Source organism: Sphingobium jiangsuense (genome assembly GCF_014196495.1).
Classification (GTDB): domain Bacteria; phylum Pseudomonadota; class Alphaproteobacteria; order Sphingomonadales; family Sphingomonadaceae; genus Sphingobium; species Sphingobium jiangsuense.
In genome coordinates this window covers 167,456-188,430 of sequence record NZ_JACIDT010000001.1, presented here as the reverse complement: position 1 = coordinate 188,430, position 20,975 = coordinate 167,456, and the positions used below count along the sequence as shown (strand labels likewise).

At 67.8% G+C, this 20,975-nt stretch carries 24 protein-coding genes and 1 other RNA gene; 12 read left to right on the top strand and 13 right to left on the bottom strand.

Features of this window, described 5'->3' with window-relative positions; genetic code table 11:
- Positions 1–26: 26 nt before the first annotated feature.
- From GGR43_RS00930 to GGR43_RS00875, 12 genes are all read right to left on the bottom strand, one after another.
- Positions 27–551, bottom strand: a complete 525-nt coding sequence (locus GGR43_RS00930; protein WP_188070063.1) for a L,D-transpeptidase family protein — start codon at positions 549–551, stop codon at positions 27–29.
- Complete coding sequence (ribA, locus tag GGR43_RS00925; RefSeq protein WP_188070062.1) at positions 548–1,624, bottom strand: GTP cyclohydrolase II; 1,077 nt, start codon at positions 1,622–1,624, stop codon at positions 548–550. The genes GGR43_RS00930 and ribA overlap by 4 nt, the downstream gene beginning before the upstream one ends.
- Positions 1,624–2,418, bottom strand: coding sequence for an exodeoxyribonuclease III (locus GGR43_RS00920; protein WP_188070061.1), 795 nt, complete (start codon positions 2,416–2,418; stop codon positions 1,624–1,626). Before GGR43_RS00920 ends, ribA begins: the two co-directional genes overlap by 1 nt.
- Positions 2,419–3,014: 596 nt before the next feature.
- A complete protein-coding gene (locus tag GGR43_RS00915; RefSeq protein ID WP_188070060.1) occupies positions 3,015–3,674 on the bottom strand; it encodes a LolA family protein in 660 nt (219 codons plus the stop codon).
- A gap of 77 nt (positions 3,675–3,751) precedes the next feature.
- Positions 3,752–4,414: a COQ9 family protein gene (locus tag GGR43_RS00910; RefSeq protein WP_188070336.1), complete on the bottom strand. Its 663-nt coding sequence runs from the start codon at positions 4,412–4,414 to the stop codon at positions 3,752–3,754.
- 89 nt (positions 4,415–4,503) lie between these two features.
- A complete protein-coding gene (gene ribH, locus GGR43_RS00905) occupies positions 4,504–4,926 on the bottom strand; it encodes a 6,7-dimethyl-8-ribityllumazine synthase (RefSeq protein WP_188070059.1) in 423 nt (140 codons plus the stop codon).
- Positions 4,927–4,950: 24 nt separating this feature from the next.
- Positions 4,951–6,237, bottom strand: a complete 1,287-nt coding sequence (ribB, locus tag GGR43_RS00900; protein WP_188070058.1) for a 3,4-dihydroxy-2-butanone-4-phosphate synthase — start codon at positions 6,235–6,237, stop codon at positions 4,951–4,953.
- Positions 6,238–6,311: 74 nt separating this feature from the next.
- Positions 6,312–6,947 carry a riboflavin synthase gene (locus GGR43_RS00895; protein ID WP_188070057.1) on the bottom strand — a complete coding sequence of 212 codons (636 nt, stop codon included), beginning with the start codon at positions 6,945–6,947 and terminating at the stop codon, positions 6,312–6,314.
- A 42-nt stretch (positions 6,948–6,989) separates the two neighbouring features.
- Positions 6,990–7,970, bottom strand: coding sequence for a bifunctional diaminohydroxyphosphoribosylaminopyrimidine deaminase/5-amino-6-(5-phosphoribosylamino)uracil reductase RibD (ribD, locus tag GGR43_RS00890; protein ID WP_343054377.1), 981 nt, complete (start codon positions 7,968–7,970; stop codon positions 6,990–6,992).
- A complete protein-coding gene (locus GGR43_RS00885) occupies positions 7,967–8,470 on the bottom strand; it encodes a hypothetical protein (RefSeq protein ID WP_188070056.1) in 504 nt (167 codons plus the stop codon). The genes ribD and GGR43_RS00885 overlap by 4 nt, the downstream gene beginning before the upstream one ends.
- A gap of 139 nt (positions 8,471–8,609) precedes the next feature.
- The gene (rpoH, locus tag GGR43_RS00880) at positions 8,610–9,512 is read right to left on the bottom strand and encodes an RNA polymerase sigma factor RpoH (RefSeq protein ID WP_188070055.1); all 903 of its coding nucleotides are present in this window, start codon (positions 9,510–9,512) and stop codon (positions 8,610–8,612) included.
- Positions 9,513–9,578: 66 nt separating this feature from the next.
- A complete protein-coding gene (locus GGR43_RS00875) occupies positions 9,579–10,544 on the bottom strand; it encodes an RluA family pseudouridine synthase (RefSeq protein ID WP_188070054.1) in 966 nt (321 codons plus the stop codon).
- Positions 10,545–10,561: 17 nt separating this feature from the next.
- Between GGR43_RS00875 and GGR43_RS00870 the strand changes: the two genes are divergently transcribed.
- The 9 genes from GGR43_RS00870 (at position 10,562) to GGR43_RS00830 (ending at position 18,240) form a co-directional block, all read left to right on the top strand.
- On the top strand, positions 10,562–10,987 hold the full coding sequence (locus GGR43_RS00870; RefSeq protein ID WP_188070053.1) for a M67 family metallopeptidase: 426 nt from the start codon (positions 10,562–10,564) through the stop codon (positions 10,985–10,987).
- A gap of 121 nt (positions 10,988–11,108) precedes the next feature.
- On the top strand, positions 11,109–11,786 hold the full coding sequence (locus GGR43_RS00865; protein WP_188070052.1) for a histidine phosphotransferase family protein: 678 nt from the start codon (positions 11,109–11,111) through the stop codon (positions 11,784–11,786).
- Between the two features lie 82 nt (positions 11,787–11,868).
- Entirely contained in the window at positions 11,869–14,295 is a 2,427-nt protein-coding gene (locus tag GGR43_RS00860; RefSeq protein ID WP_188070051.1) for a chemotaxis protein CheA, read from the top strand.
- Entirely contained in the window at positions 14,292–14,741 is a 450-nt protein-coding gene (locus GGR43_RS00855) for a chemotaxis protein CheW (RefSeq protein ID WP_188070050.1), read from the top strand. Before GGR43_RS00860 ends, GGR43_RS00855 begins: the two co-directional genes overlap by 4 nt.
- A 76-nt stretch (positions 14,742–14,817) precedes the next feature.
- The gene (locus tag GGR43_RS00850; protein ID WP_188070049.1) at positions 14,818–15,180 is read left to right on the top strand and encodes a response regulator; all 363 of its coding nucleotides are present in this window, start codon (positions 14,818–14,820) and stop codon (positions 15,178–15,180) included.
- A 108-nt stretch (positions 15,181–15,288) separates the two neighbouring features.
- A complete protein-coding gene (locus GGR43_RS00845) occupies positions 15,289–16,146 on the top strand; it encodes a CheR family methyltransferase (RefSeq protein WP_188070048.1) in 858 nt (285 codons plus the stop codon).
- Between the two features lie 151 nt (positions 16,147–16,297).
- On the top strand, positions 16,298–16,993 hold the full coding sequence (locus GGR43_RS00840; protein ID WP_188070334.1) for an N-acetylmuramoyl-L-alanine amidase: 696 nt from the start codon (positions 16,298–16,300) through the stop codon (positions 16,991–16,993).
- A 59-nt stretch (positions 16,994–17,052) separates the two neighbouring features.
- Positions 17,053–17,505: RNase P RNA component class A (gene rnpB, locus GGR43_RS00835), an RNA gene on the top strand.
- Between the two features lie 198 nt (positions 17,506–17,703).
- Positions 17,704–18,240 (top strand): J domain-containing protein, encoded by a 537-nt coding sequence (locus tag GGR43_RS00830; protein WP_188070047.1) that lies wholly within the window; start codon positions 17,704–17,706, stop codon positions 18,238–18,240.
- 100 nt (positions 18,241–18,340) lie between these two features.
- Here the strand turns inward: GGR43_RS00830 and GGR43_RS00825 are convergent, their stop codons facing one another.
- Positions 18,341–18,922 carry an HNH endonuclease gene (locus tag GGR43_RS00825; RefSeq protein ID WP_188070046.1) on the bottom strand — a complete coding sequence of 194 codons (582 nt, stop codon included), beginning with the start codon at positions 18,920–18,922 and terminating at the stop codon, positions 18,341–18,343.
- A gap of 96 nt (positions 18,923–19,018) precedes the next feature.
- Here GGR43_RS00825 and gluQRS point away from each other — a divergent pair, with 96 nt between their 5' ends.
- The 3 genes from gluQRS (at position 19,019) to GGR43_RS00810 (ending at position 20,833) form a co-directional block, all read left to right on the top strand.
- Positions 19,019–19,912: a tRNA glutamyl-Q(34) synthetase GluQRS gene (gene gluQRS / locus GGR43_RS00820; RefSeq protein WP_425502133.1), complete on the top strand. Its 894-nt coding sequence runs from the start codon at positions 19,019–19,021 to the stop codon at positions 19,910–19,912.
- 92 nt (positions 19,913–20,004) lie between these two features.
- Complete coding sequence (locus tag GGR43_RS00815; protein WP_188070045.1) at positions 20,005–20,235, top strand: HIG1 domain-containing protein; 231 nt, start codon at positions 20,005–20,007, stop codon at positions 20,233–20,235.
- 13 nt (positions 20,236–20,248) lie between these two features.
- Entirely contained in the window at positions 20,249–20,833 is a 585-nt protein-coding gene (locus tag GGR43_RS00810) for a cob(I)yrinic acid a,c-diamide adenosyltransferase (protein ID WP_188070044.1), read from the top strand.
- The last annotated feature ends 142 nt before the right edge of the window (positions 20,834–20,975 follow it).

The window sequence follows — 20,975 nt, the reverse complement described above, 5'->3', positions numbered from 1 at the left end:
ACCGCTGCCTGAACAGCCGCGCCGCTTCAGCCTATCTCCATCGCCATGCCGGGGCGCAGCTTCGGCAGGATGCGGTCCATCTCCTCGCGGGCGATGGCGATGCAGCCCTCGGTCGGGCTGGGCGCGCCGTCCTCGCCCGGCACCCAGATATGCCAGAAGATCGCGCTGCCCGCGCCCGGTACCGGCGGCGCGTCGTTATGGCCGAGCACGACGATGATATCATAGGCGGCATCGTCCCGTCGCAGCCGCTCGTGCGAGAAGGGATGGGGCAGGTGGACCGGGCGGTTATAGGCCGGGTCGCCCGCGCCGTCCGACCAGCCGTCCTCCTCGCGCGTCCAGCGCCACGGGAGCAGCGGCGGCTCGCGCATTTCCACCCGGCCGGGCCGCAGCAGCACGCCCCGGATCGGCCATGTGCCGAGCGGGGTGCAGCCGTCGCCCTCGCGCTTCGCCTCCGCCGGGCAGGCGCCGCCCTTGCCGATGGCGCAGGGGATTGTCCGCCCGTCGAAGCGCAGCGTGCGGTCGGCGGTGCTGACGCGGACTGCCGTCGTCACAACTGATGGCCGGTGCGGTCGCGCTTGGTGTCGAGATAGCGGGCGTTGTGCGGGTTGGCGGCGATGGCGAGCGGCAGGCGCTCCGTCACGCCGATCCCTTCCGCTTCCAGCCCGGCGACCTTGGCGGGGTTGTTGGTGAGCAGCCGCACCTGCGGGATGGAGAGCAGCTTCAGCATCTGCGCCGCGACAGAGAAATCGCGCGCGTCGATGGAAAAGCCCAGCCGCACATTGGCGTCCACCGTGTCGAAGCCCTGATCCTGCAGCGCATAGGCGCGCAGCTTGTTGATGAGGCCGATGCCGCGCCCTTCCTGCCGCAGGTAAAGCAGCACGCCCCAGCCGCCTTCGGCGATCCGGTGCATGGCGGCGTGGAGTTGCGGCCCGCAATCGCATTTCAGCGATCCCAGCACGTCGCCGGTCAGGCATTCGCTGTGCAGCCGTACCACCGGCACGCTGCCGTCGCGATCGCCGATGATCAGCGCGATATGCTCGCGCGGGTCGCCCGGCGTGCGGAAGGCGACGATCTCGCTGTTCTCCGCCGTCGACACCGGCAGGCGCGCCCGCGTCGCGATATGGAGGCGCGCGCCGCCGTCATAGGTCTGGATCGCGTCGGCGGCGACGCTGGCCTCGCAGGCCGGTTCTCCGCGCGCGACGAAATAGGCGGGAAGGATGCCCGCCTGCCGCGCGAGGCGCAGCGCGGCGCGGGCGGCTTCGGGCCGGGGCAGGGGCAGCGCGCGATACGGTCCCTTGAGCGGCGTCGCAAGGTCCTGCACCGGATCGGCCAGCGCCATCGCGCCCGCCGCGTCGATCCAGCGTTCGCGCTGGACCAGCACCGGCGCTTCCGGCTCGGCGGCCTCGCGCTGGTTGGCGAGGTGCAGCGTCTGCGCGCGGGCGGCGGATATCAGCAGATCGGCATCCGAGTCGGGATCGAACGCGGCGAGATTGTGCGCATCCGCGCTTTCGACCGCCAGCAGGCGCAGGCGTCCGTCGGACGCGATCACCTCCACCGCCCAGCCCCGGCGCAGGGCGTCGATAGCGCGGGCGACGGAGCGGTCGGAGGCGGCGGGATCGCTCATCAGAACTCGAATTCCGTGATGAGCGGCGCGTGGTCCGACGGCCGCATCCAGCTGCGGCAGGGTTCGCAGACCTTGTGGCTCAGCGCCTTGTCGGCCAGTTCCGGGCTGACCCACATATGGTCGAGGCGGCGCCCCCGGTCGGACGCCTGCCAGTCGCGCGCGCGATAGCTCCACCAGGTGTAGAGGCGCTGTGGCGCGGGGTAGAAGCGGCGGCCCAGATCGACCCAGTTGTGCGCCGCCTGAAGGCGCGAGAGCACCTCGCATTCGATCGGCGTATGGCTGACCACGTCGATCAACTGCTTGTGGCTCCACACGTCGCATTCCAGCGGCGCGATGTTGAAGTCGCCGACCAGGATGGTCGGCTTGTCGAGCTTGCCCGCCCACTCGACCATGCGTTCGAGAAAATCGAGCTTCTGCCCGAATTTCGGGTTGAGCGTCCGATCCGGCACGTCGCCGCCCGCGGGCACATAGACATTTTCCAGCCGCACCCCGTTGTCGAGCCGGATGCCGACATGGCGCGCCTCGCCATTGGCCTGCCAGTCGAGCCGGTCGTCCTCGCGGATGGGCACCCGGCTGAGGATGGCGACGCCGTGATGCATGGGCTGGCCGTGCAGCACCTGATGATTATAGCCCAGCTGGCGGAACACGCCGCCGGGGAAGGTGTCGTTAACGACCTTGGTTTCCTGCAGGCACAATATGTCCGGCGCTTCCTCGTTCAGGAAGCGGGTGACGATGTCGATGCGGGCCCGGACGCTGTTGATGTTCCACGAAGCGATTTTGAGTTTCTGAGACATGGTTTTCCCCTAGGGGGCATGGCGCGGGGACGCAAGCGTGCTGGCGCCATGGCGCGGCGGGAAGACGGGAAATGGCGGAAAGCCCCGGCATAGGAAGGCCCCCGCTCCGGGGGCGTGGAGCGGAGGCCTCTTATATGCGCCAGGGGCGCGAACCGCAGAGACGGGGTTGTACGGGGTAACAGGGGGGAAGCCCGGTACAGCGCCTCTGCTTGAAGATGCTTCTATCCGATTCTGTCTGTCGCCAGGATGAACGGAATTCAGGAAAGCGATTTTGGCGCCCCCTCCACCTTTACCGTCACCCCAGCGCAGGCTGGGGTCGCAGGCTAGGTCGCGCGCCGCCTCCACAGATGCCAGCCTGCGCCGGCATGACGCGATGGAGAGGGCGGATGGGGTGGTGAGGGGACATGGCCCAATCGTCATGCTGAACTTGTTTCAGCATCCATCCGGCCCACAGACCGCTGGTCAATCCGGCGAAATGGACCCTGAGCCGAAGGCCAGCGCAGCTAACCAAGTTCAGGGTGACGGTAAAGGCTAGGGGCCATTATCGGCCGGAAACTCCCACTCGCCGCCTCTGCTCATCAAGGCGGGATTGTCCCTCAATGACCGCCGGGGCGGCTGCGCACGCGGGGGTCTTTCCAGCGGAAGGCGGCGTCCTCGACCGGCACGTTATAGGCCTGCCCGGAAAGGCGGACGGCGGTGCGGTTGCCCTGTGCGTCGCGCGCGACCCAGCCGTGCAGGTCCAGTCCCGCCGGGGCGGCGGCGTTGCGGCGGAACACCAGCGTGATCGTGCCGAATTCGGGCCGCTTGGGATCGCGCGCCTCGATCGACAGTACATTGGGGTCGCCGGTCTGCACCACCTTGCTGAACTTCGTGAAGTCGCGCGATGGGTCGATCAGCGCGCCGAGCGGCGAGCTGCCGATCGGCCAGCGCTGCACCTGCCGCACTTCATAATCGATCATCGTCAGCGACTTGCCGTCCGCGACGATCAGCAGCGGCACGTCCTTCTGATACTGGAAGCGGATCTTGCCCGGCTGCTTCAGCGTCAGCTGGCCGGTCAGCGTCTGGCCGTTGCGGTCGGTCTGGGCGAAGTCGGCGGTCAGGCTCTTCACCTCGCGGATGTAGCGGGCGACGCTGGCGAGGTCGTCAGCGTCCCGGCCCTGCGCGGCGGCGGGCGCCACCGGGAAAAGGGCGCCCGCCGGCGCAAGGGTGAGAAGGCCGGTCAGCAGGCAGGCTTTGCCCAGCCTGGAAAATCGCATGGCTATACTCCTTGTTCGTCCGTCATCCATGGCGGCAGGGGATTGAACCTGCACTGAACCGGTGGATCATGCCGGGTTCAGCGGGCGTGGTAGCGCAGCCGCCCGACGAAGCGGGCGAGGCTGGGGCGGTTTTCCGACCGCGCCCGCCAGCGCTGCTTGGTCTTTTCCCATTTGCCGATGGCGGCAAGACGCCGCGCCAGAAAGGCGCGCGTGTCGGCATGGTCCTCGCTCTCGTCGTTGAGGAAACAGAGCAAAGTCGCGGAATAGATCGCGCCCAGCGAGGTGCGCTTGGTGTAGTGGTTGAGGTCGGTCGCCTCGTCCCCGGCGGCGCGCCACATCAGGTCGGCGGCGCGCCATCCGAGCTTCGCCGCGCGCGCCAGATGATTCGGCATGGCGAGGACGGCGACCGCGCGGCGCAGCGCCTCGCGATTGCGCGCGAGCAGCACCAGCCGCGCCTCGACCAGCGCCTGAATGCGCCCGCGCACCGAAAGGGACGCCAGCCGTTCCGGCGGACAGGCGGCGATCATGTGCGCGTCGATATCCGCGAACCAGGCGTCGATCATCGCCATGGCGTCGCCGTCGAAGGCGAGGCGGGCGACGGCGGGCGCGACCTTCGCCTGTGCGGCGGCGGCCTCCACGGCGGCGTCGGACCAGCCGTCGAACGCTGCGTTGCGCGCGACCAGCGGGGCGAGCGCGGCGCGGATTTCGTCAACGGTGGGGTCGGCTGGCAGATCGGTCATCATGGTCCTCCGCCTGCCTGAATAGAGGCATTTCCGGCCCGGCGAAACCCTGACGAGCGGAAATTCGGGAGAACGGGCGCTATTCGGCCCTAGCCGCCGAACTGCCGGCGAATCTCCAGCATGCGGATCGCCGCCTTGGCCGCTTCGCCGCCCTTGTCCTTTTCGTCCGGGCGGGCGCGGGTCAGCGCCTGCGCCTCGTTCTCGACCGTCAATATGCCGTTGCCGACCGGCACGCCGTCCAGCGACAGCGCCATCAGGCCGCGCGCGCTTTCGTTCGACACCACCTCGAAATGATAGGTTTCGCCGCGAATGATGACGCCGATGGCGACGAAGCCGTCATATTGCCCGCTGTCCACCGCGAGCGAGATCGCGCCCGGAATTTCCAGCGCGCCGGGAACGGTCATCACCTCATGCTCATGCCCCGCCGCTTCCAGCGCGGCGCGCGCGCCCGCGACCAGCAGGTCGTTGAGATGGTCGTAGAAACGGGCTTCGACGATGAGGAATTTGGCCATGACGCGCCTTTTTGTTTTGAGAGGTCAGATGTCGATCGGGTGCTGGCCGACGACCGACAGGCCGTAGCCGTCCAGCGCGATCAGGCTGTGATGGGTGTTGGACAGCAGGATCATGTCCTGCACGCCCAGCTCGGACAGGATCTGCGCGCCGACGCCATAGTTGCGCAACTCGTCCATGCCGCCGTCGGTGAAATGCCCGGCATGGTTGAGCAGCGTGCGCGAGATGAAATCCGACCGCTCGGTGCTGGTCATCACGACGATGATGCCGTTCCCCGCCTCGCCGATGATCTCCATCGATCGGGCGAGCAGGCTGGCGCGCGGGCCGGACTGGCCGTAGACGTCGTCCAGCAGCGAGAGCTGATGCACGCGCACCAGCGTCGGCTGGTCGGGATCGACCTTGCCCTTTTGCAGCACCATCTGCTCGGTGCCCGACGCGCTGTTGTAGAAGCTGATCGCCTTCCACTCGCCGCCCCACTGGCTTTCGAAGCGGGTTTCGACGCGGCGCTCGACCAGATGGTCGTGGCGGCGGCGATAGGCGATGAGGTCGCGGATGGTGCCGATCTTCAGCTTGTGCTTCTGCGCGAACGGGATGAGGTCGTCGAGCCGGGCCATGGTGCCGTCGTCCTTCATGATCTCGCAGATCACGCCGGACGGGTTGAGGCCCGCGAGCCGCGCGACATCGACCGCCGCCTCGGTATGGCCGGTGCGGATCAGCACGCCGCCGTCCTTCGCCACCAGCGGGAAGATGTGGCCGGGCGTCACGATATCCTCCGGCCCGCGCGCGGCGTCGATGGCGACCGCGACGGTGCGGGCGCGGTCGGCGGCGGAGATGCCGGTGGTCACGCCCTCGCGCGCCTCGATCGACACGGTGAAGGCGGTTTCGTGGCGGGTGCCGTTGTTGCGGCTCATCAGGTCGAGGCCGAGCTGCTCCACCCGCTCGCGCGTCAGAGCGAGGCAGATGAGGCCGCGCCCGTGCATCGCCATGAAGTTGATCGCGTCGGGCGTCGCCATCTGCGCGGGAATGACGAGATCGCCTTCATTCTCGCGGTCCTCGTCGTCGACGAGGATGAACATGCGGCCGTTGCGCGCCTCGTTGATGATCTCTTCGGGGGAGGCGAGCGCGGTGCCGCTTTCCCGCCTGTCGATATAGCTTTCGAGCTTGGAAAGCGTTTCCGCCGTGGGGTTCCAGTCGCTTTCGCCCAGCTTGCGCAGGCTGTTGGCGTGAAGCCCGGCGGCGCGCGCAAGGCCGGAGCGCGACATGGCGCCGCTGTGAACCAGATCCTCGATCTGCTGGATGAGCTGAGTAGACATGCCGCCAGTAATCACATTGAAATGTGATTGTCAACGGCATTGTCACATCGGCGCAGGCGCGCGGATTTTCGGCCTCACCCGGCCGGCAGGCGCTCTTTCAGGCGGGAGAGATAGCGTGCCAGCACGTCGATTTCCACATTGACCGGCGTGCCGGGGGCAAGGCGGCCCAGCGTGGTCACATCCCAGGTATGGGGGATGATATTGATCGAGAAATGCGCTTCCTCGCCCTCGTCCCGCACCTCGTTGACGGTCAGCGACACGCCGTCGATCGTCACCGATCCCTTGGCGGCGATATAGGGGGCGATTTCCGCCGGGGCGGCGAAGAGGATGCGGTGCGATTCGCCCTCCGGCGTGACGCTGACGACCTTCGCCACGCCGTCGACATGGCCGGTCACGATATGGCCGCCCAGTTCCTCGCCCAGCTTCAGCGCGCGTTCGAGGTTCAGCCGTCCGCCCTGCGCCCACATGCCGGGCGCGGTGCGACTGACCGTCTCCGCCGAGGCATCGACTGCGAACCAGCCCTTGCCGCCCGCGTCCTGTCCCCCGTCGACTCCCTTGTCCACCACCGTCAGGCACACGCCGGAACAGGCGATGGAGGCGCCGATCGCGACATCGCCCATGTCGTAGCCGCATTCGATGACGAGGCGCAGGTCGCCCCGCTGCTCCGCCTGACGGATGATGCCGATGTCGGTGACGATGCCGGTGAACATGAAAGGGGCCTTTTCGATATAGGGAAAGAAACCGGCCCCGTCCTAACCGTCTCGCCGCCGCAGGTAAATCTCCATCATGTCCTCGCCCAGCATGCGGCGGTCGGCGAGGCGCCAGCGGCCATGGGCGGCGGCGAGGCCGGCAAGGCCGATATCTCCCACCGCGCCGCGCCCGCCGCCAATGACGATCGGCGCGCGATAGAGCAGGAGGCGGTCCACCAGATCGGCGGCAAGGAAGGCGGCGGCGGTCTGCGCGCCGCCCTCGACCAGCAGGCTCGCCACGCCGTCGAGATCGGCGATGTGCGCCGGGTCGCCGATCAGCGTCCAGCCTTCCGGCGCGTCGCCATGGCCGAGGAGAAGGCGGCGCGGGCTGCGATCCTCCAAACCGGGCAGGCGCACGTCGAGGCGCGGCGCGTCGGCCCACCATGTCCCGCGCCCGACGAGAATCGCGTCGTGGCGCGCCCGCTCGCCATGGGCATGGGCGCGCGCGGCCGGGCCGGTGATCCACTGGCTGGTGCCGTCCGCCATCGCGATGCAGCCGTCGAGCGACAGGCCAAGCTTCAGCGTGACGGCGGGGCGGCCCCATGTCTGGCGGGCGAAGAAGGGGGCCATGGCGGCGCGCGCCTGCTCCGCCATCAGCCCGGTCTCGACGGCGATGCCGTGATCGCGCAGCCAGGCGATGCTCTGGCCCTGGGTGCGCGGATCGGGATCGGCAACGGCGACCACCACCCGCGCGAGGTCCGCCCGGTGCAGCAGCTCGACGCAGCGCGGGCCGCGCGGGGAAAGGTGGAAACAGGGTTCGAGCGTCACATAGGCGGTCGCGCCCTCGGTCAGCCCCTCGGCCTGCGCCAGCGCGCGCGCCTCGGCATGGGGGCGCCCGCCCGGCTGGGTCCAGCCGCGCCCGACGATCTCCCCGTCGCGCACGATGATACAGCCGACATTGGGATTGGGCGTGGTGCGCCCGAGGCCGCGCAGCGACAGGGCGATGGCGGCGCGCATGAAGCGCGCGTCATCGGCCGGGGTCATTGCGGTCCTTCGGATTCTGGTTCGGATGCGGGCGGGGCCGTGGACGGGGCGGATGTGGCCTCGCCGGCGGCCGCGCCTTTCGCCCGCGCCGCCGCCAGCTTCTTGTCCAGCTCCGCATTCAGATATTTCAGCGCCTCGGCGCGGCGGCGATCGTTGCGGGCCGCCTCCTCGCGCCATTCGATGCCGAACATGTCGGCCAGCTTCTGCATGCCCTCCTGCTTCCTGCGCAGCGCCACCTCGCGCTCGGCCAGATCGATCTTCTGCTGGAGGATCACCTGCGCGTCGGAGCGAGTCGAATCCCAGCTCTGGAAATAGGTGATCTTGTTGCGGGTGGGCATGGTGTTGGTGTTGGCATCGACTATGAATGCCCAGATGATGAGGCCGGTCAATGCCATGGAAACGCCCAGCAACGGCCATTTGTGCGGACGCTTTTCAATCAGATAGGCCCACAGGTCGCCGGCGGCGCTGCGGGGGGAAACGGGGCGGGGGAATATGGCCATGGCCGTCGCTATAGTTCCTCTCTCGTCGCTATGCAAAATATGGCGGCGGGCATGCCGTACCGCTCCGGCCTGCGCTGGCATGACGGAAGGAGCCGGACGCCCGACCCGAATCGTCTGCCCACCCGTCCGTCCGCCAGACTCAGGCCGGAAGCAGGCGGCGGTCGCCCGCCAGCCGCATCATCGCCTTTTGCAGCTTCTCGAACGCGCGCACCTCGATCTGGCGCACCCGCTCGCGCGAGACGCCGTAGACCTGGCTCAGTTCCTCCAGCGTCTTGGGCTCCTCGGCCAGCCGCCGCTCGGCCAAGATGTGCTTCTCGCGCTCGTTGAGCGAATCCATCGCCTCGATCAGCAGGTCGTGGCGCAGGCCGCGCTCTTCCGCCTCGGCGACGCGCTCGTCCTGCAACGGATTGTCGTCAGCCAGCCAGTCCTGCCACTGGCCCTCGCCATCCTCGCGCATCGGCACGTTGAGCGAGGTGTCCCCGCCCATCGCCATGCGGCGGTTCATGCTGACGACCTCTTCCTCGCTGACGCCCAGATCGGTGGCGATCTTGGTCACGTCCTCAGGGCGCAGGTCGCCATCCTCGAACGCCTCGATATTGTTCTTCATCCGCCGCAGGTTGAAGAACAGCTTCTTCTGCGCCGCCGTGGTGCCCATCTTCACGAGGGACCAACTGCGCAGGATGAATTCCTGGATGCTCGCCCGGATCCACCACATCGCATAGGTGGCGAGGCGGAAGCCGCGATCGGGCTCGAACTTCTTCACGCCCTGCATCAGGCCGATATTGCCTTCGGAAATCAGCTCGCTGACCGGCAGGCCATAACCGCGATAGCCCATCGCGATCTTGGCGACGAGCCGCAGATGCGAGGTGACGAGCTGCGCGGCGGCCTCCGGATCCTGATGCTCCTGATAGCGCTTGGCGAGCATATATTCCTGCTCCGGCGTCAGGATCGGGAACTTGCGAATCTCGGCGAGATAGCGATTGAGGCTCGCATCGCTGTTGAGCGCAGGCACGATCGCCTGGGTGGTGTCATTGCTGGCCATATCGAGTATCTCGTCCCTTTCCAGCCGTCCCGCACGGGGCGACGGCGTAGTCTTCAGCGTCCCTCATCATAGGCGAAGCTGGCTTAACAGTTGCTGCATATCGGCGGGTGGCGGGGAATCGAATTCCAGACGTTCCCCCGTGACAGGATGGATAAAGCCCAGACGCGCCGCATGCAATGCCTGACGTCTGAACGCGAGGCGGCCGGATAAGGTTCCCAGCGCCCCGCCGCGCGAGGCGCGCGTGCCATAGGCCGGGTCGCCGACCAGCGGATGGCCGATATGCGCCATATGGACGCGCACCTGATGGGTGCGGCCGGTTTCCAGCCGGCATTCGACCAGCGCCGCATGGGCGAGGCTTTCCAGCGTGCGATAATGGGTGACGGCGTGCTTGCCGCGCCCCTCTGGCTGCACCGCCATCTTCTTGCGGTCGCGGTCGGACCGGCCGATCCAGCCCCGGACGGTGCCGGACATCGGCCGGGGATGGCCGGAAACGATCGCCTGATAGAGGCGGGATATGCTGTGATCCTTGAACTGCCGCGCCAGTCCCTCATGCGCGGCGTCGGTCTTGGCGACCACCAGAAGCCCGGACGTGTCCTTGTCGATGCGATGGACGATGCCGGGACGGGCGACGCCGCCGATGCCGGAAAGCTCGCCCGTGCAATGGTGGAGCAGCGCGTTGACCAGCGTGCCGTCGGGGTTGCCCGCCGCCGGATGGACGACGAGGCCCGCGGGCTTGTCGACCACGACCAGATGGGGGTCTTCATGGATGATGGAGAGGGGAATGTCCTGCGGCTGCGCGTCGGCGGGCGTGGCCTCCGGTATCCGCAACACGAAGCTCTGCCCCGCCTCGACCTTGCGGGACGGGTCGCGCACGCTCTTGCCGTCGGCCTCGCTGACCTGCCCGTCGAGGATGAGCGCCTTCAGCCGCTCGCGCGACAGCGACGGCACCAGCCCGGCCAGCGCCTTGTCGAGCCGCGTGCCCGCATATCCTTCATCGACCAGAGCGGTCAGGATGGAAAGTTCGTCCCCCATTGCCTAGAAATGTGGGGATGACGATACGCATATCAAGGGTGCTCCTCGCGCAAATGATGGAGGCCGCCGCCGCCAGCCCCGACCGGGAGGTGTGCGGCCTGCTGCTGGGCGCGGGGGGCCGGGTGGAGGCGCTGCTGCCCGCCGCCAATGTGGCGGCGGACCCGGTCCGCCGGTTCGAGATCGACCCGCTGGTGCTGCTGCGCGCGCACAAGGCGGCGCGGCGGGGCGGGCAGGCGGTGCTGGGCCATTATCATTCGCATCCGGCCGGCAAGGCGGAACCTTCGCCCTGCGATGCCGGGCAGGCGCATGGCGACGGCGCGCTCTGGCTGATCTGCACGCCCGGCGGGGACCATGGGCTGTGGCGCGCGGCGGGCGAGGGGCTGCACGGACAGTTCGTGCCGGTGCCCCTGTCCGTCGAGCCGGACGGGCCGGACGACCATTAGCGGCGGGGCGCCAACCTCCGCTTGCATCCCTGCGGCGATGGGGGCTAACAGGGGCGCAAGGCGGATCGCGCGCCGGTCCACGGGGATGCGCGGCGATGATGCGTAAGGAAAAGGCAGTCGGATGAGCGGTCAGGCAAGCGGTCAGGCACGGGCTAAGGACGAGGATCAGGCGCTGGATTTCGCGGCCCTGCTCTGCTCCCGCCTCTGTCACGATCTGCTCAGCCCCGTGGGCGCGTTCAACAACGGCCTGGAGCTGATGGCCGACGAGACCGATCCCGACATGCGGGAAAGGTGCCTCGACCTCTTGGCCGAAAGCGCGCGCACATCGGCCAACAAGCTCAAATTCTTCCGCCTCGCCTTCGGGTCGGCGGGCGGCTTCGGCGAGGAGGTGCCCGCCAATGAGGTGCGGCAGGCGATAGAGGGCATGTTCGCCGCGTCCGGCCGGGTCCGCATCGGCTGGCTGGTGGGCACGGAGATGCTGCCCAAGGGCGCGGTCAAGATCTTGCTCAACCTCGCGCTCGTCGCGGGCGACGCGCTGGTGCGCGGCGGCCAGCTCGACATCGGTGCGGAGGCGCATGAAGGCGGCCTCGAAATCGCCGTGCGCGCGCAAGGGCAGAAGATCGTGCTCGACGAGGAGCTGCGCGCCGCGCTCGCGGGCACGCTGCGCGAGGAGGCGCTGTCCTCCCGCAACGCCGCCGCATGGATGACGCGCCGCCTTGCCGAGCGGGCGGGCGGGCAGATCATGCTGTCGCCGCCGGGGGAGCCGGCGCTGGTGTTCGGCGCGCTGCTGCCGGCCTAAGTGACGAAATCGACACGTTTTTAACCGCGAATTAACCACGCCCGGCCGATCTTGCGCCCCATTCGGGTACGCGGGCACATTGATGGACGAGCTATTATCGGAATTCGTGGCGGAAACGCAGGAGTCGCTGGAGGCGCTGACCAATGTGGTCGTCGCGCTTGAAGCCGACCCCTCCGACCGCGCGCGCCTCGACCAGCTTTTCCGCTTTTTCCATACGGTGAAGGGCAGTTGCGGCTTCCTCAACCTGCCCCGCTTCGAACGGCTGAGCCATGCGGCGGAGGATGTGCTGTCCGATTACCGCACCGGCGGCGCCGTGCCGGATCCGGCGACGATCAGCGCGGTGCTGGCCGTGATGGACCGCATCGGGGAGCTGTGCGTGGCCGTCGATTCGGGCGATTCGCTGCCCGACCGCAATGACGAGCATCTGATCGCGACGCTGCGCCATTGCCATGAAGTGGCGCGCGCGACCCGCGAGGAAGGCAAGGCGCGGGCGGACATGTCGCCCGCCGGTGGCGATGCGGCCTCCCGCGCGGCGCCCGCGTCGCGCACGGTGCGCCTGCCGCTGGTGCTGATCGACCAGTTGATGAACGGCGTGTCCGACATGGTGCTCGCCCGCAACGAGCTGGCCCGCAAATTGCGGGCGCAGGGTCGCCAGCCGGAAACCGACGCCGCGTTCGAGCGCCTGTCCGCCTGCATCGCCGACATGCGCGACACCATTTCCAAGACGCGGATGCAGCGGGTGGACCGCCTGTTCATGGCGATCCCGCGCATGGTGCGCGACCTCAGCCGCGAGCTGGGCAAGACGATCGCGCTCGGCATCGAGGGCGGCGATGTCGAGATGGACCGCGAGATGGTCGAGATGGTCATCGACCCGTTGACCCATATCGTGCGCAACAGCATCGACCACGGCATCGAAACCCCGGCGGAGCGGCGGGCGGCGGGCAAGCCGGAGGCGGGCAGTCTGCGCCTTTCCGCCTATCAGTCCGGCAGCCAGATCGTGATCGAGGTGGTGGACGACGGGCGCGGCATCGATGTCGACGCGGTGGTCGCCAAGGCGCTCGCCGCCGGGGCGGTGAGCGAACGGGACGTCGCCCGGCTGAGCGAGCAGGAAAAGCTCGACCTGGTCTTCGCCCCCGGCATCACCACCGCCCGGCAGGTGACCGCCGTGTCCGGCCGGGGCGTGGGGATGGATATCGTCCGCGCCAATATCGAGCGGATCGGCGGGGTCATCTCGCTGACGAGCGAGCCGGGGCGCGGGCTGGCGATCTCGATCCGCGTGCCGCTGACCCTCACCATCATTCCGGGGCTGGTGCTCAATGCGGGCGGCCTCAATTTCGCGATCCCCCGCTCGGCGGTGATCGAGATACTGCATGACAGCAACCCCGCCGTCTCCGTCGCCCGCCTCGGCGGCGCGCTGACCGCGACGATCCGCGACACGCGCTATTCGATGATCGATCTGGAAGAGGTGATCGGCGTGCCGATGGCGCAGCGGCCGGGTCCGCGATCGCTGATGCTGGTCCGCTCCGCGTCGGGCATTCCCTATATCCTCGCCGTCTCGCAGGTCGAAAATCACGAGGAGCTGGTGATCCGCCCCGCCGCGCCCGTGGTGATGGCGGCGGGCATCTATGCGGGCATGACCCTGCCCGACAATGGCCAGCCGATGCTGCTGCTCGACGCGGGCGGCATCGCGCAGGTCGCCCGGCTGCCGCTGGTCGCCGAGACGGTCGATGCAGGCGCGGCGCGCGAGGACGCGGCCGACCGGCGGGCGGCGAGCTATCCGTCGCTGCGCTTCATCGAGCTGACCGGCGAGGAACGGGCGATCCGCCTGTCGCTGGTCGAGCGGGTCGAGGACGTTCCGGTGGAGCAGGTGCTCACCAGCGGCGGCCATTGCCGGGTGCGCATCGGCGACCGGCTGGTCCCCAGCCCGCATCCGGTCCGCGCCGACCAGGTGCCGCCGGGCGCGCGGGTGGTGACCTGCCTGCGCATCCGCGACGGCGTGCGCGAGCTGTGCTACCCGGTCCACGCGGTGGTCGACATCAGCGAGGTGCCGGTCGAGATGGACCTGTCCGCGCGCTACGGCATCGTCGCCGGGCTGGTGCTGATCGACGGCAGGCAGGTGGAGGTGGTGGACGGCTTCGCGCTGATGGCGGCGGTCGATGGAGCGGCGGCGGAGGAAGCGGCAAGGCAGGTGCGCTGCGTGATCGCCGATGCCGACGATATGTGGAACCGCGAGATACTGGCCCCGCTGCTGATGCAGGCGGGCTATGACGTGCGCTGGCGGCGGCAGGACGAACCGGCGGACGAGGGCGACGTGCTTCTCGTCACGGCCGGGGAGCAGGATGCCGTGGCCGCGCCTGACGGAAACGGGCCGGACGGGGAAAAGGCGGTTATCCGCCTGCGCGCCCATGCCGCGCCCGCCGGGCCTGCCGATACCAGCATCTACCGCTATGACCGGGAAGCCCTGCTCGGCGCGCTCTCCTCGTTCGACGGGGAAAGGAGGCGGGCATGAGCACGCTTTATCTGTTTGCGCGTATCGCCGGGACGGCCGTTGCCCTGCGCACCGACGAGATCGAGGCGGTGGTGCGCCTGAAGGAGGTGTCGCCGGTGCCCGGCGTGCCGCCTCATGTCGCGGGCCTTTCCGCGCTGCGCAGCCGGGTGCTGACGGTGGTGGACGCCGCGACGCTCATCATGGGCGCTGCCTCCGCCGCGCCGCCATGGCCCGATACCGGGCGCTATGCGGTCATGTGCGACGTGGGCGGGCACAGCTATGGCCTGCTGGTCGACGGCGTGGACGATATCGCCGCGATCGCGACGCCGCCTCTGCCGCTGTGCGGGCGCGTCGACCGGGCGTGGGAGCCGCATGCGCAGGGGGTGGTGGAAAATGATGGACGCTCGCACTTCATCCTGTCGATCGCCCGCCTGCTCGACCACTGCGGATCGGCGCAGGCAGCGTGAACGGTTCGTTTACGATTCCATCAGTTTTTTGAGTCCATAATGGACCGGCATGCAGAACGGGACCAGGGAAGCCAATATGAAAAACTGTCTGGTGGTTGACGATTCCAAGGTGATACGGAAGGTCGCGCGCCATATTCTGGAATCGCTCAATATCCGGGTGAGCGAGGCTTGCGACGGCCGCGATGCGCTGAACCAGTGCCAGAATGCCGAACATGATGTCGTGCTGCTCGACTGGAACATGCCGGTGATGAGCGGCATGGAATTTCTCCAGCAGCTTTCCAGCATCAACGTGGCGCGTCCCAAGGTGATTTTCTGCACGACCGAAAACGGGCTGGGCCATATTCGCGCGGCGCTCGACGCCGGGGCGGACGAATATGTGATGAAGCCGTTCGACCGCGACATATTGGAAAGCAAGTTGCAGCAGGTCGGGGTGATCTGATCCGGGCGATCGCCTGTCTGCTGACTTTTCCATCGGGGGCGGCATGTCGAAAGCATATTCTGGCGGCGGATCGGACGGACGGGCGCGCGGCCCCCGGCACCGGGCGCCATGCTAGAGGCCGGCCTCACCCCCGCGATGCGCGTGCTGGCGGACCTGCTGGAAAGCCGCACCGGCCAGAAATTGTCCGAAGCGCGGCGCTGGCGCATCGAAACCTCGCTGAAACCGGTGCTGAAGGCGCATCGCCTCTCCAGCCTCGACAGCCTCGCCGCCGCGATCATCGCCGATGCCGGGGGCGCGCTGGCGCAGGCGGCGGTCGATGCGCTGCTCAACAACGAAACCTGCTTCTTCCGCGATGCGCAGCTGTTCCGCATGGTGGCCGACGATCTGTTCCCCGCGCTGATGGCGGCCGATGGCCGGGGGCGGCGCGAGCGGACGCTGCATCTCTGGTGCGCGGGCTGCTCCACCGGGCAGGAGGCCTATTCGCTGGCGATGCTGTTCCGCACCCATCAGGACCGCTGGCCGGACTGGCGCCTGCGCATAACGGCCACCGATATTTCCGCCGAGGCGATTGGCCGGGCGCGGCAGGGCCTGTTCTCGCAGAACGAGGTGCAGCGCGGCCTGCCGATCAACGAGCTGCTGCGCTGGTTCGAGCCGAGCGGCGACCAGTGGCGGATCGACCCGTCGCTGCGCGAGATGATCGATTTCCGCGCCGCGAACCTGTTCGACGAGAGGCCGCCGGCCCACCCCTATGCCGCTGTTTTCTGCCGCAACGTTCTGCTGTATTTCTCCGGCGAACGGAAAAGCCGCTTGCTGGATATCCTCTCGCGCGCGCTGGATTCGGGCGGCTATCTGCTGCTCGGCGCGGGGGAAACGGTGATCGGCCAGCGGAGCCAGTTCGTTGCCAGTCACCAGTTTCGCGGCGTCTATGAACGGATCGGAGCGCCGCTGTTCGATCCCGTCATCTGAGGCGCGCGGGCGCCCTTTCCGTCCATTTCCGCGGGAGCGCGGCGGGCGCACCGCCATTCCCCGCTTGATCGCGCCCCTTTTGTTCGCCATGCTTTTCGCCTGCGCCGACGGGACCGGAGGATTTGCTTCCGGTCGGGGGGCGGGAAGGCAGATACAGGGAATTCCGGTGATAGAAAGGCTGTCGCCCAATTTTGACGAACGCAGGCTGCCGGTCACCATGCTGGTGCTCCATTATACCGGGATGCCGGATGCGCAGAGCGCGATCGACTGGCTGGCCAATCCCGAATCGAGGGTTTCCGCCCATTATGTCGTGACCGAGGACGGGCAGGTCGTCCACATGGTGCCGGAGGACAAGCGCGCCTGGCATGCGGGGCAGAGCTATTGGCGCGGCATCAGCGACGTCAACAGCGCCAGCATCGGCATAGAGATCGTCAACCCCGGCCATGAATGGGGCTATCGTCCTTTCCCGCAGGCGCAGATCGACGCGCTGATCCCGCTGGTGCACGATATCGTCACCCGCTACGGCATCACGCGTGGCAATATCGTCGGCCACAGCGACGTCGCGCCCGACCGCAAGCAGGACCCCGGCGAGCTCTTCCCCTGGGCGAAGCTCGCCCGGCTGCGGCTCGCCCTGCCGCGCCCGACCAAATATCTGATGGACCCGCTGTGGAGCGACGGCGCCTTCCTGCTGGCGCTGGAGCGCTTCGGCTATGACATCAAGGAACCGGAGGCGGCGGTGCGCGCCTTCCAGCGGCGCTTCCGCCCGGAAATGATCGACGGCATCATCGACGGCGAATGCCGCGCGATATTGCTGGCGCTGCTCCTCCCCAAACCGCAGGGGGACTGAGCGGGGCGTCAGTCCGCTCAGGGTTTCCAAGCGGGGGACGACACGCTATATGAGGGGCGCCAGAGGGTCGGGCGGCCGCGGCCCGCATGCGTGCGGGGCGAGGAAAGTCCGGGCTTCACGAAACGACGGTGCCGGATAACGTCCGGCGGGCCATGGGGCTTCCCTTCGGGGAAGGGCCATGGTTCAGGGACAGTGCAACAGAAAGCAGGTCGCCAAAGGCTTCAGGCCCTAAAGCTTCGGCGAGGCGACAGTGAAAGGGTGCGGTAAGAGCGCACCGCGCCCCCGGCAACGGCGGGCGGCTTGGTAAACCCCACCGGAAGCAAGACCGAATAGGGACGGCATTGCCTGTCTTCGGGCAGGCAGGGGCGGTTTCGGCCCCGATCGTCCGGGTTGGTCGCTTGAGGCCGGAAGCAATTCCGGCCCTAGAGGAATGGTCGCCCATCCGCCGGCGCGTCCCCCCTGGGGATACGGTTGGTGGTGGACAGAACCCGGCTTACAGACCCTCTGGCACGGATTGTCTGTATTCGTTTCATGCGGGGCTGCGTCGCACGCTTTCCTGCGCTTCGGTGCTCACGGACCTGTAAGTCCGCTGCGCTCCGATGCTCGGAAATCCCGCGCCTCGCCTCCACCTGAACCGAATACAGACAATCCTTCGGTCGGGAAGCAAGCGCCGCCTTTCCATGGGCAGCGGCTTTTAGTAGATTGGTCGGATGGCTAGAGCAGGGCGTAGAAATGACTGGGGCTTTCCCCGCTGGGGCGGCTATGGCGCGGAGCGGCAGGCGCAGCAGGTGCGCATGTGCGACCGGCACGGCTGCGACCAGCCCGGCGATTGCCCCGCGCCCAAATCCCCCAACAGCCGCGAGCGCTGGTATTTCTGTCAGGCGCACGCCGCCGAATATAACAAGGGCTGGGATTATTTTCAGGGCCTCGACGAGGAGGAGCGCACCCGGCGGGAGCGGGAGGAACAGGCCACCGCCAGCGGCTTTGCTGGCGGCGCGTTCTACGGCTGGGGCCGCCCCGGCGACGGCACCCGCACCCGCGACGAGATGCGCGCGCTGGAGATATTGGAGCTGGAAGCCGACGCCGATTTCGAGATGGTCCGCAAAAGCTGGCGCCGCCTCGCCAAGGAATATCACCCGGACGTGAAGCCCGACGACAAGGACGCGGCGATGCGCTTTCAGGCGATACAGGCGGCCTATGACGTGCTGAAGGTCGCGGAGGAGCGGCGAACCGGCAAGATGGGCTAAACGGCGGGTTCGGGGTGGCTTTGCGACATTAGCCCCTCCCCTTCAGGGGAGGGGAGGATCGATCTCAGCTATCGGCGGGAAACACGCCACCCAAATCTCTTCACGCCAGCAACTCCACATCCCAATAAAGCCAGTCGTGCCAGCTCTCATGCAGATGGTTGGGCGGGAAAGCGCGGCCGTTTTCCTGCAAGTGCCATGTCGTCGGGCGGATCGGCTGCACCCGCAGGCGCATGCCCGCCTCGCGCGGAGTGCGGCCGCCTTTCCTGAGGTTGCAGGGCGAGCAGGCGGTCGCCACATTCTCCCATGTCGTGCGCCCGCCCGCGCGGCGCGGCACCACATGGTCGAAGGTCAGCTCATGCGGCGATCCGCAATATTGGCAGGAGAATTTGTCGCGCAGGAACAGGTTGAACCGGGTGAAGGCGGGATATTGGCTGGGCCGCACATATTGCTTCAGCGCGATGACCGAGGGGATCTTCATCTCGAAGCTGGGCGAGTGCACCTCCCGCTCATAGGAGGAGATGATGGTCACCCGATCCAAAAAAACCGCCTTGATGGCGGTTTGCCAGGGCCAGAGGCTCAACGGATAATAACTGAGCGGCGTATAGTCCGCATTCAGCACCAGCGCCGGACAATTGTCGACATGGCGCGTCTCGTCTGTTCTGATCAGATCGGGATGATACATATACTGTCTCTCTCCCCCTTGTGGCGCCCCGCCTATCGCCGATATGCGTGACAGCGGCATGACACCATCATTAACCCCTCGCCGTCAAGAGTCTGTATGATCGGCTCCCCGCACCCACAGCATATGGTGACGCGCTTCGCGCCGAGCCCCACCGGGCGGCTGCATATCGGCCATGGCTGGTCCGCGCTGCTGGCGATGGACATGGCGCGCGGGGCCGGTGGCGAACTGCGCCTGCGGATCGAGGACATAGATGGCACGCGCAGCAGGCCGGAACATGTCGAAGGGATAATCGAGGATCTGCGCTGGCTGGGGATCGAGTGGCGGGGCGAGATCGTGTTCCAGTCGCGGCGCCTGTCGCTCTACGACGCGGCGCTGGAGACGCTGAAGGGCCAGGGGCTGGCCTATCCCTGCTTCTGCACGCGGGCGGAGATCGCCGCCGAGATCGCGGCGAGCGGCTCGGCCCCGCATGGCGGCGACGGTCCGGTCTACCCCGGCACCTGCCGCGCCCTCGATGCCGCGCGCCGCGCGGAGAGGATCGCGCGGGGGGACGCGCATTGCTGGCGGCTGGACATGGAGCGGGCGGTCGCCGCCGCCGGTCCCCTCGTCTGGCTGGACATGGAGGGGCATGGCGTCGCGGCCGACCCTCTGCGCGCGGGCGACGTGGTATTGGCGCGCAAGGATGCGCCGACCAGCTATCACCTCGCCGCCACGGTGGACGACGCCGCGATGGGCATCACCCATGTGCTGCGCGGCGAGGATTTGCGCGCCGCGACCGATATCCACCGGCTGTTGCAGGCGCTGCTCGACCTGCCGACGCCGCTCTACCGCCACCATCCGCTGCTGGTCGACGCCTCGGGCCGGCGGCTCGCCAAGCGCACGCAGGGGCTGGCGCTGGCCGAATTGCGGAACGCGGGCATGGACCCGGCCCGGCTGCGCGAGGACCTGCGCGCGATGCGCTTTCCGGTTGGCATCCATGTGGCAAAGGCCTAGACTTCGCCCCGCTTATATCGACCGGGCAGGAGTCCGGCGTCTTCATTATCCGTGGTCCGGCCGGGGCTGGCATATTTTTCGGGATGGAATCCATGAATGTCTTTCTGACGATCCTGCTGTTGCTGGCGATGGCCGCGACGCTCTTCATGCTCATCAAGGGTATCGTCACCTTCCTGCGGACGAGCGAGGCCGACCTCAGGTCGGGCGCCGCCGGGCCGAGCGCGTCCAGCCTGAAGCAGAACAAGGCGATGTTCGGGCGCATCCTGTTCCAGGGGCTGGCGATCCTCATCATCGCGCTGCTGCTGATGGCCAAGGGCAACTGAGCGGGGAGCATCGATGGTCAAGCTGAACAAGATCTACACCCGCACGGGCGATGCGGGCACGACCGGGCTTGTCGACGGGTCGCGGGTGTCGAAACATGACGCGGTGATGCAGGCCGTCGGCGATGTGGACGAGGCGAACAGCGCGCTCGGGCTGGCGATCGTCGCGCTGGGGGAAAGCGGGCATGCGGCGGCGCTGTGCCGTATCCAGAACGACCTGTTCGATCTGGGCGCGGATATCGCGACGCCGGTGGGCGATACGGAGCCGGAATGGGCGCTGCGCATCGTCGCGGAGCAGGTAGCGCGGCTGGAGCGCGAAATCGACGCGCTGAACGCGGATCTGGCGCCGCTGGACAGCTTCATCCTGCCCGGCGGATCGGCTGCGGCCGCCGCCGTGCATCTGGCCCGCGCCGTCACCCGCCGGGCCGAGCGCAGCCTCGTCGCCGCCGCGCAGGACCGGGCGATCAATCCGCAGGCGCAGGCCTATCTCAACCGCCTGTCCGACCTGCTGTTCGTGCTCGCCCGCGTGGTCAACGCCGATCCCGCGCTGGGCGGCACCGGCGACGTCAAATGGGTGCCGGGAGCATCGCGGCAGGGGTGACGGGTTTGGATGCTGGCGGTCATTCCTCCCCCTTGGGGGAGGGGACCATGCGAAGCATGGTGGAGGGGAACAGGCCGCCGGATGTGAGGTTTGACAGACAGGGCGTTACGCTTGATGGATGGTGCCCCTCCACCACCCTGCG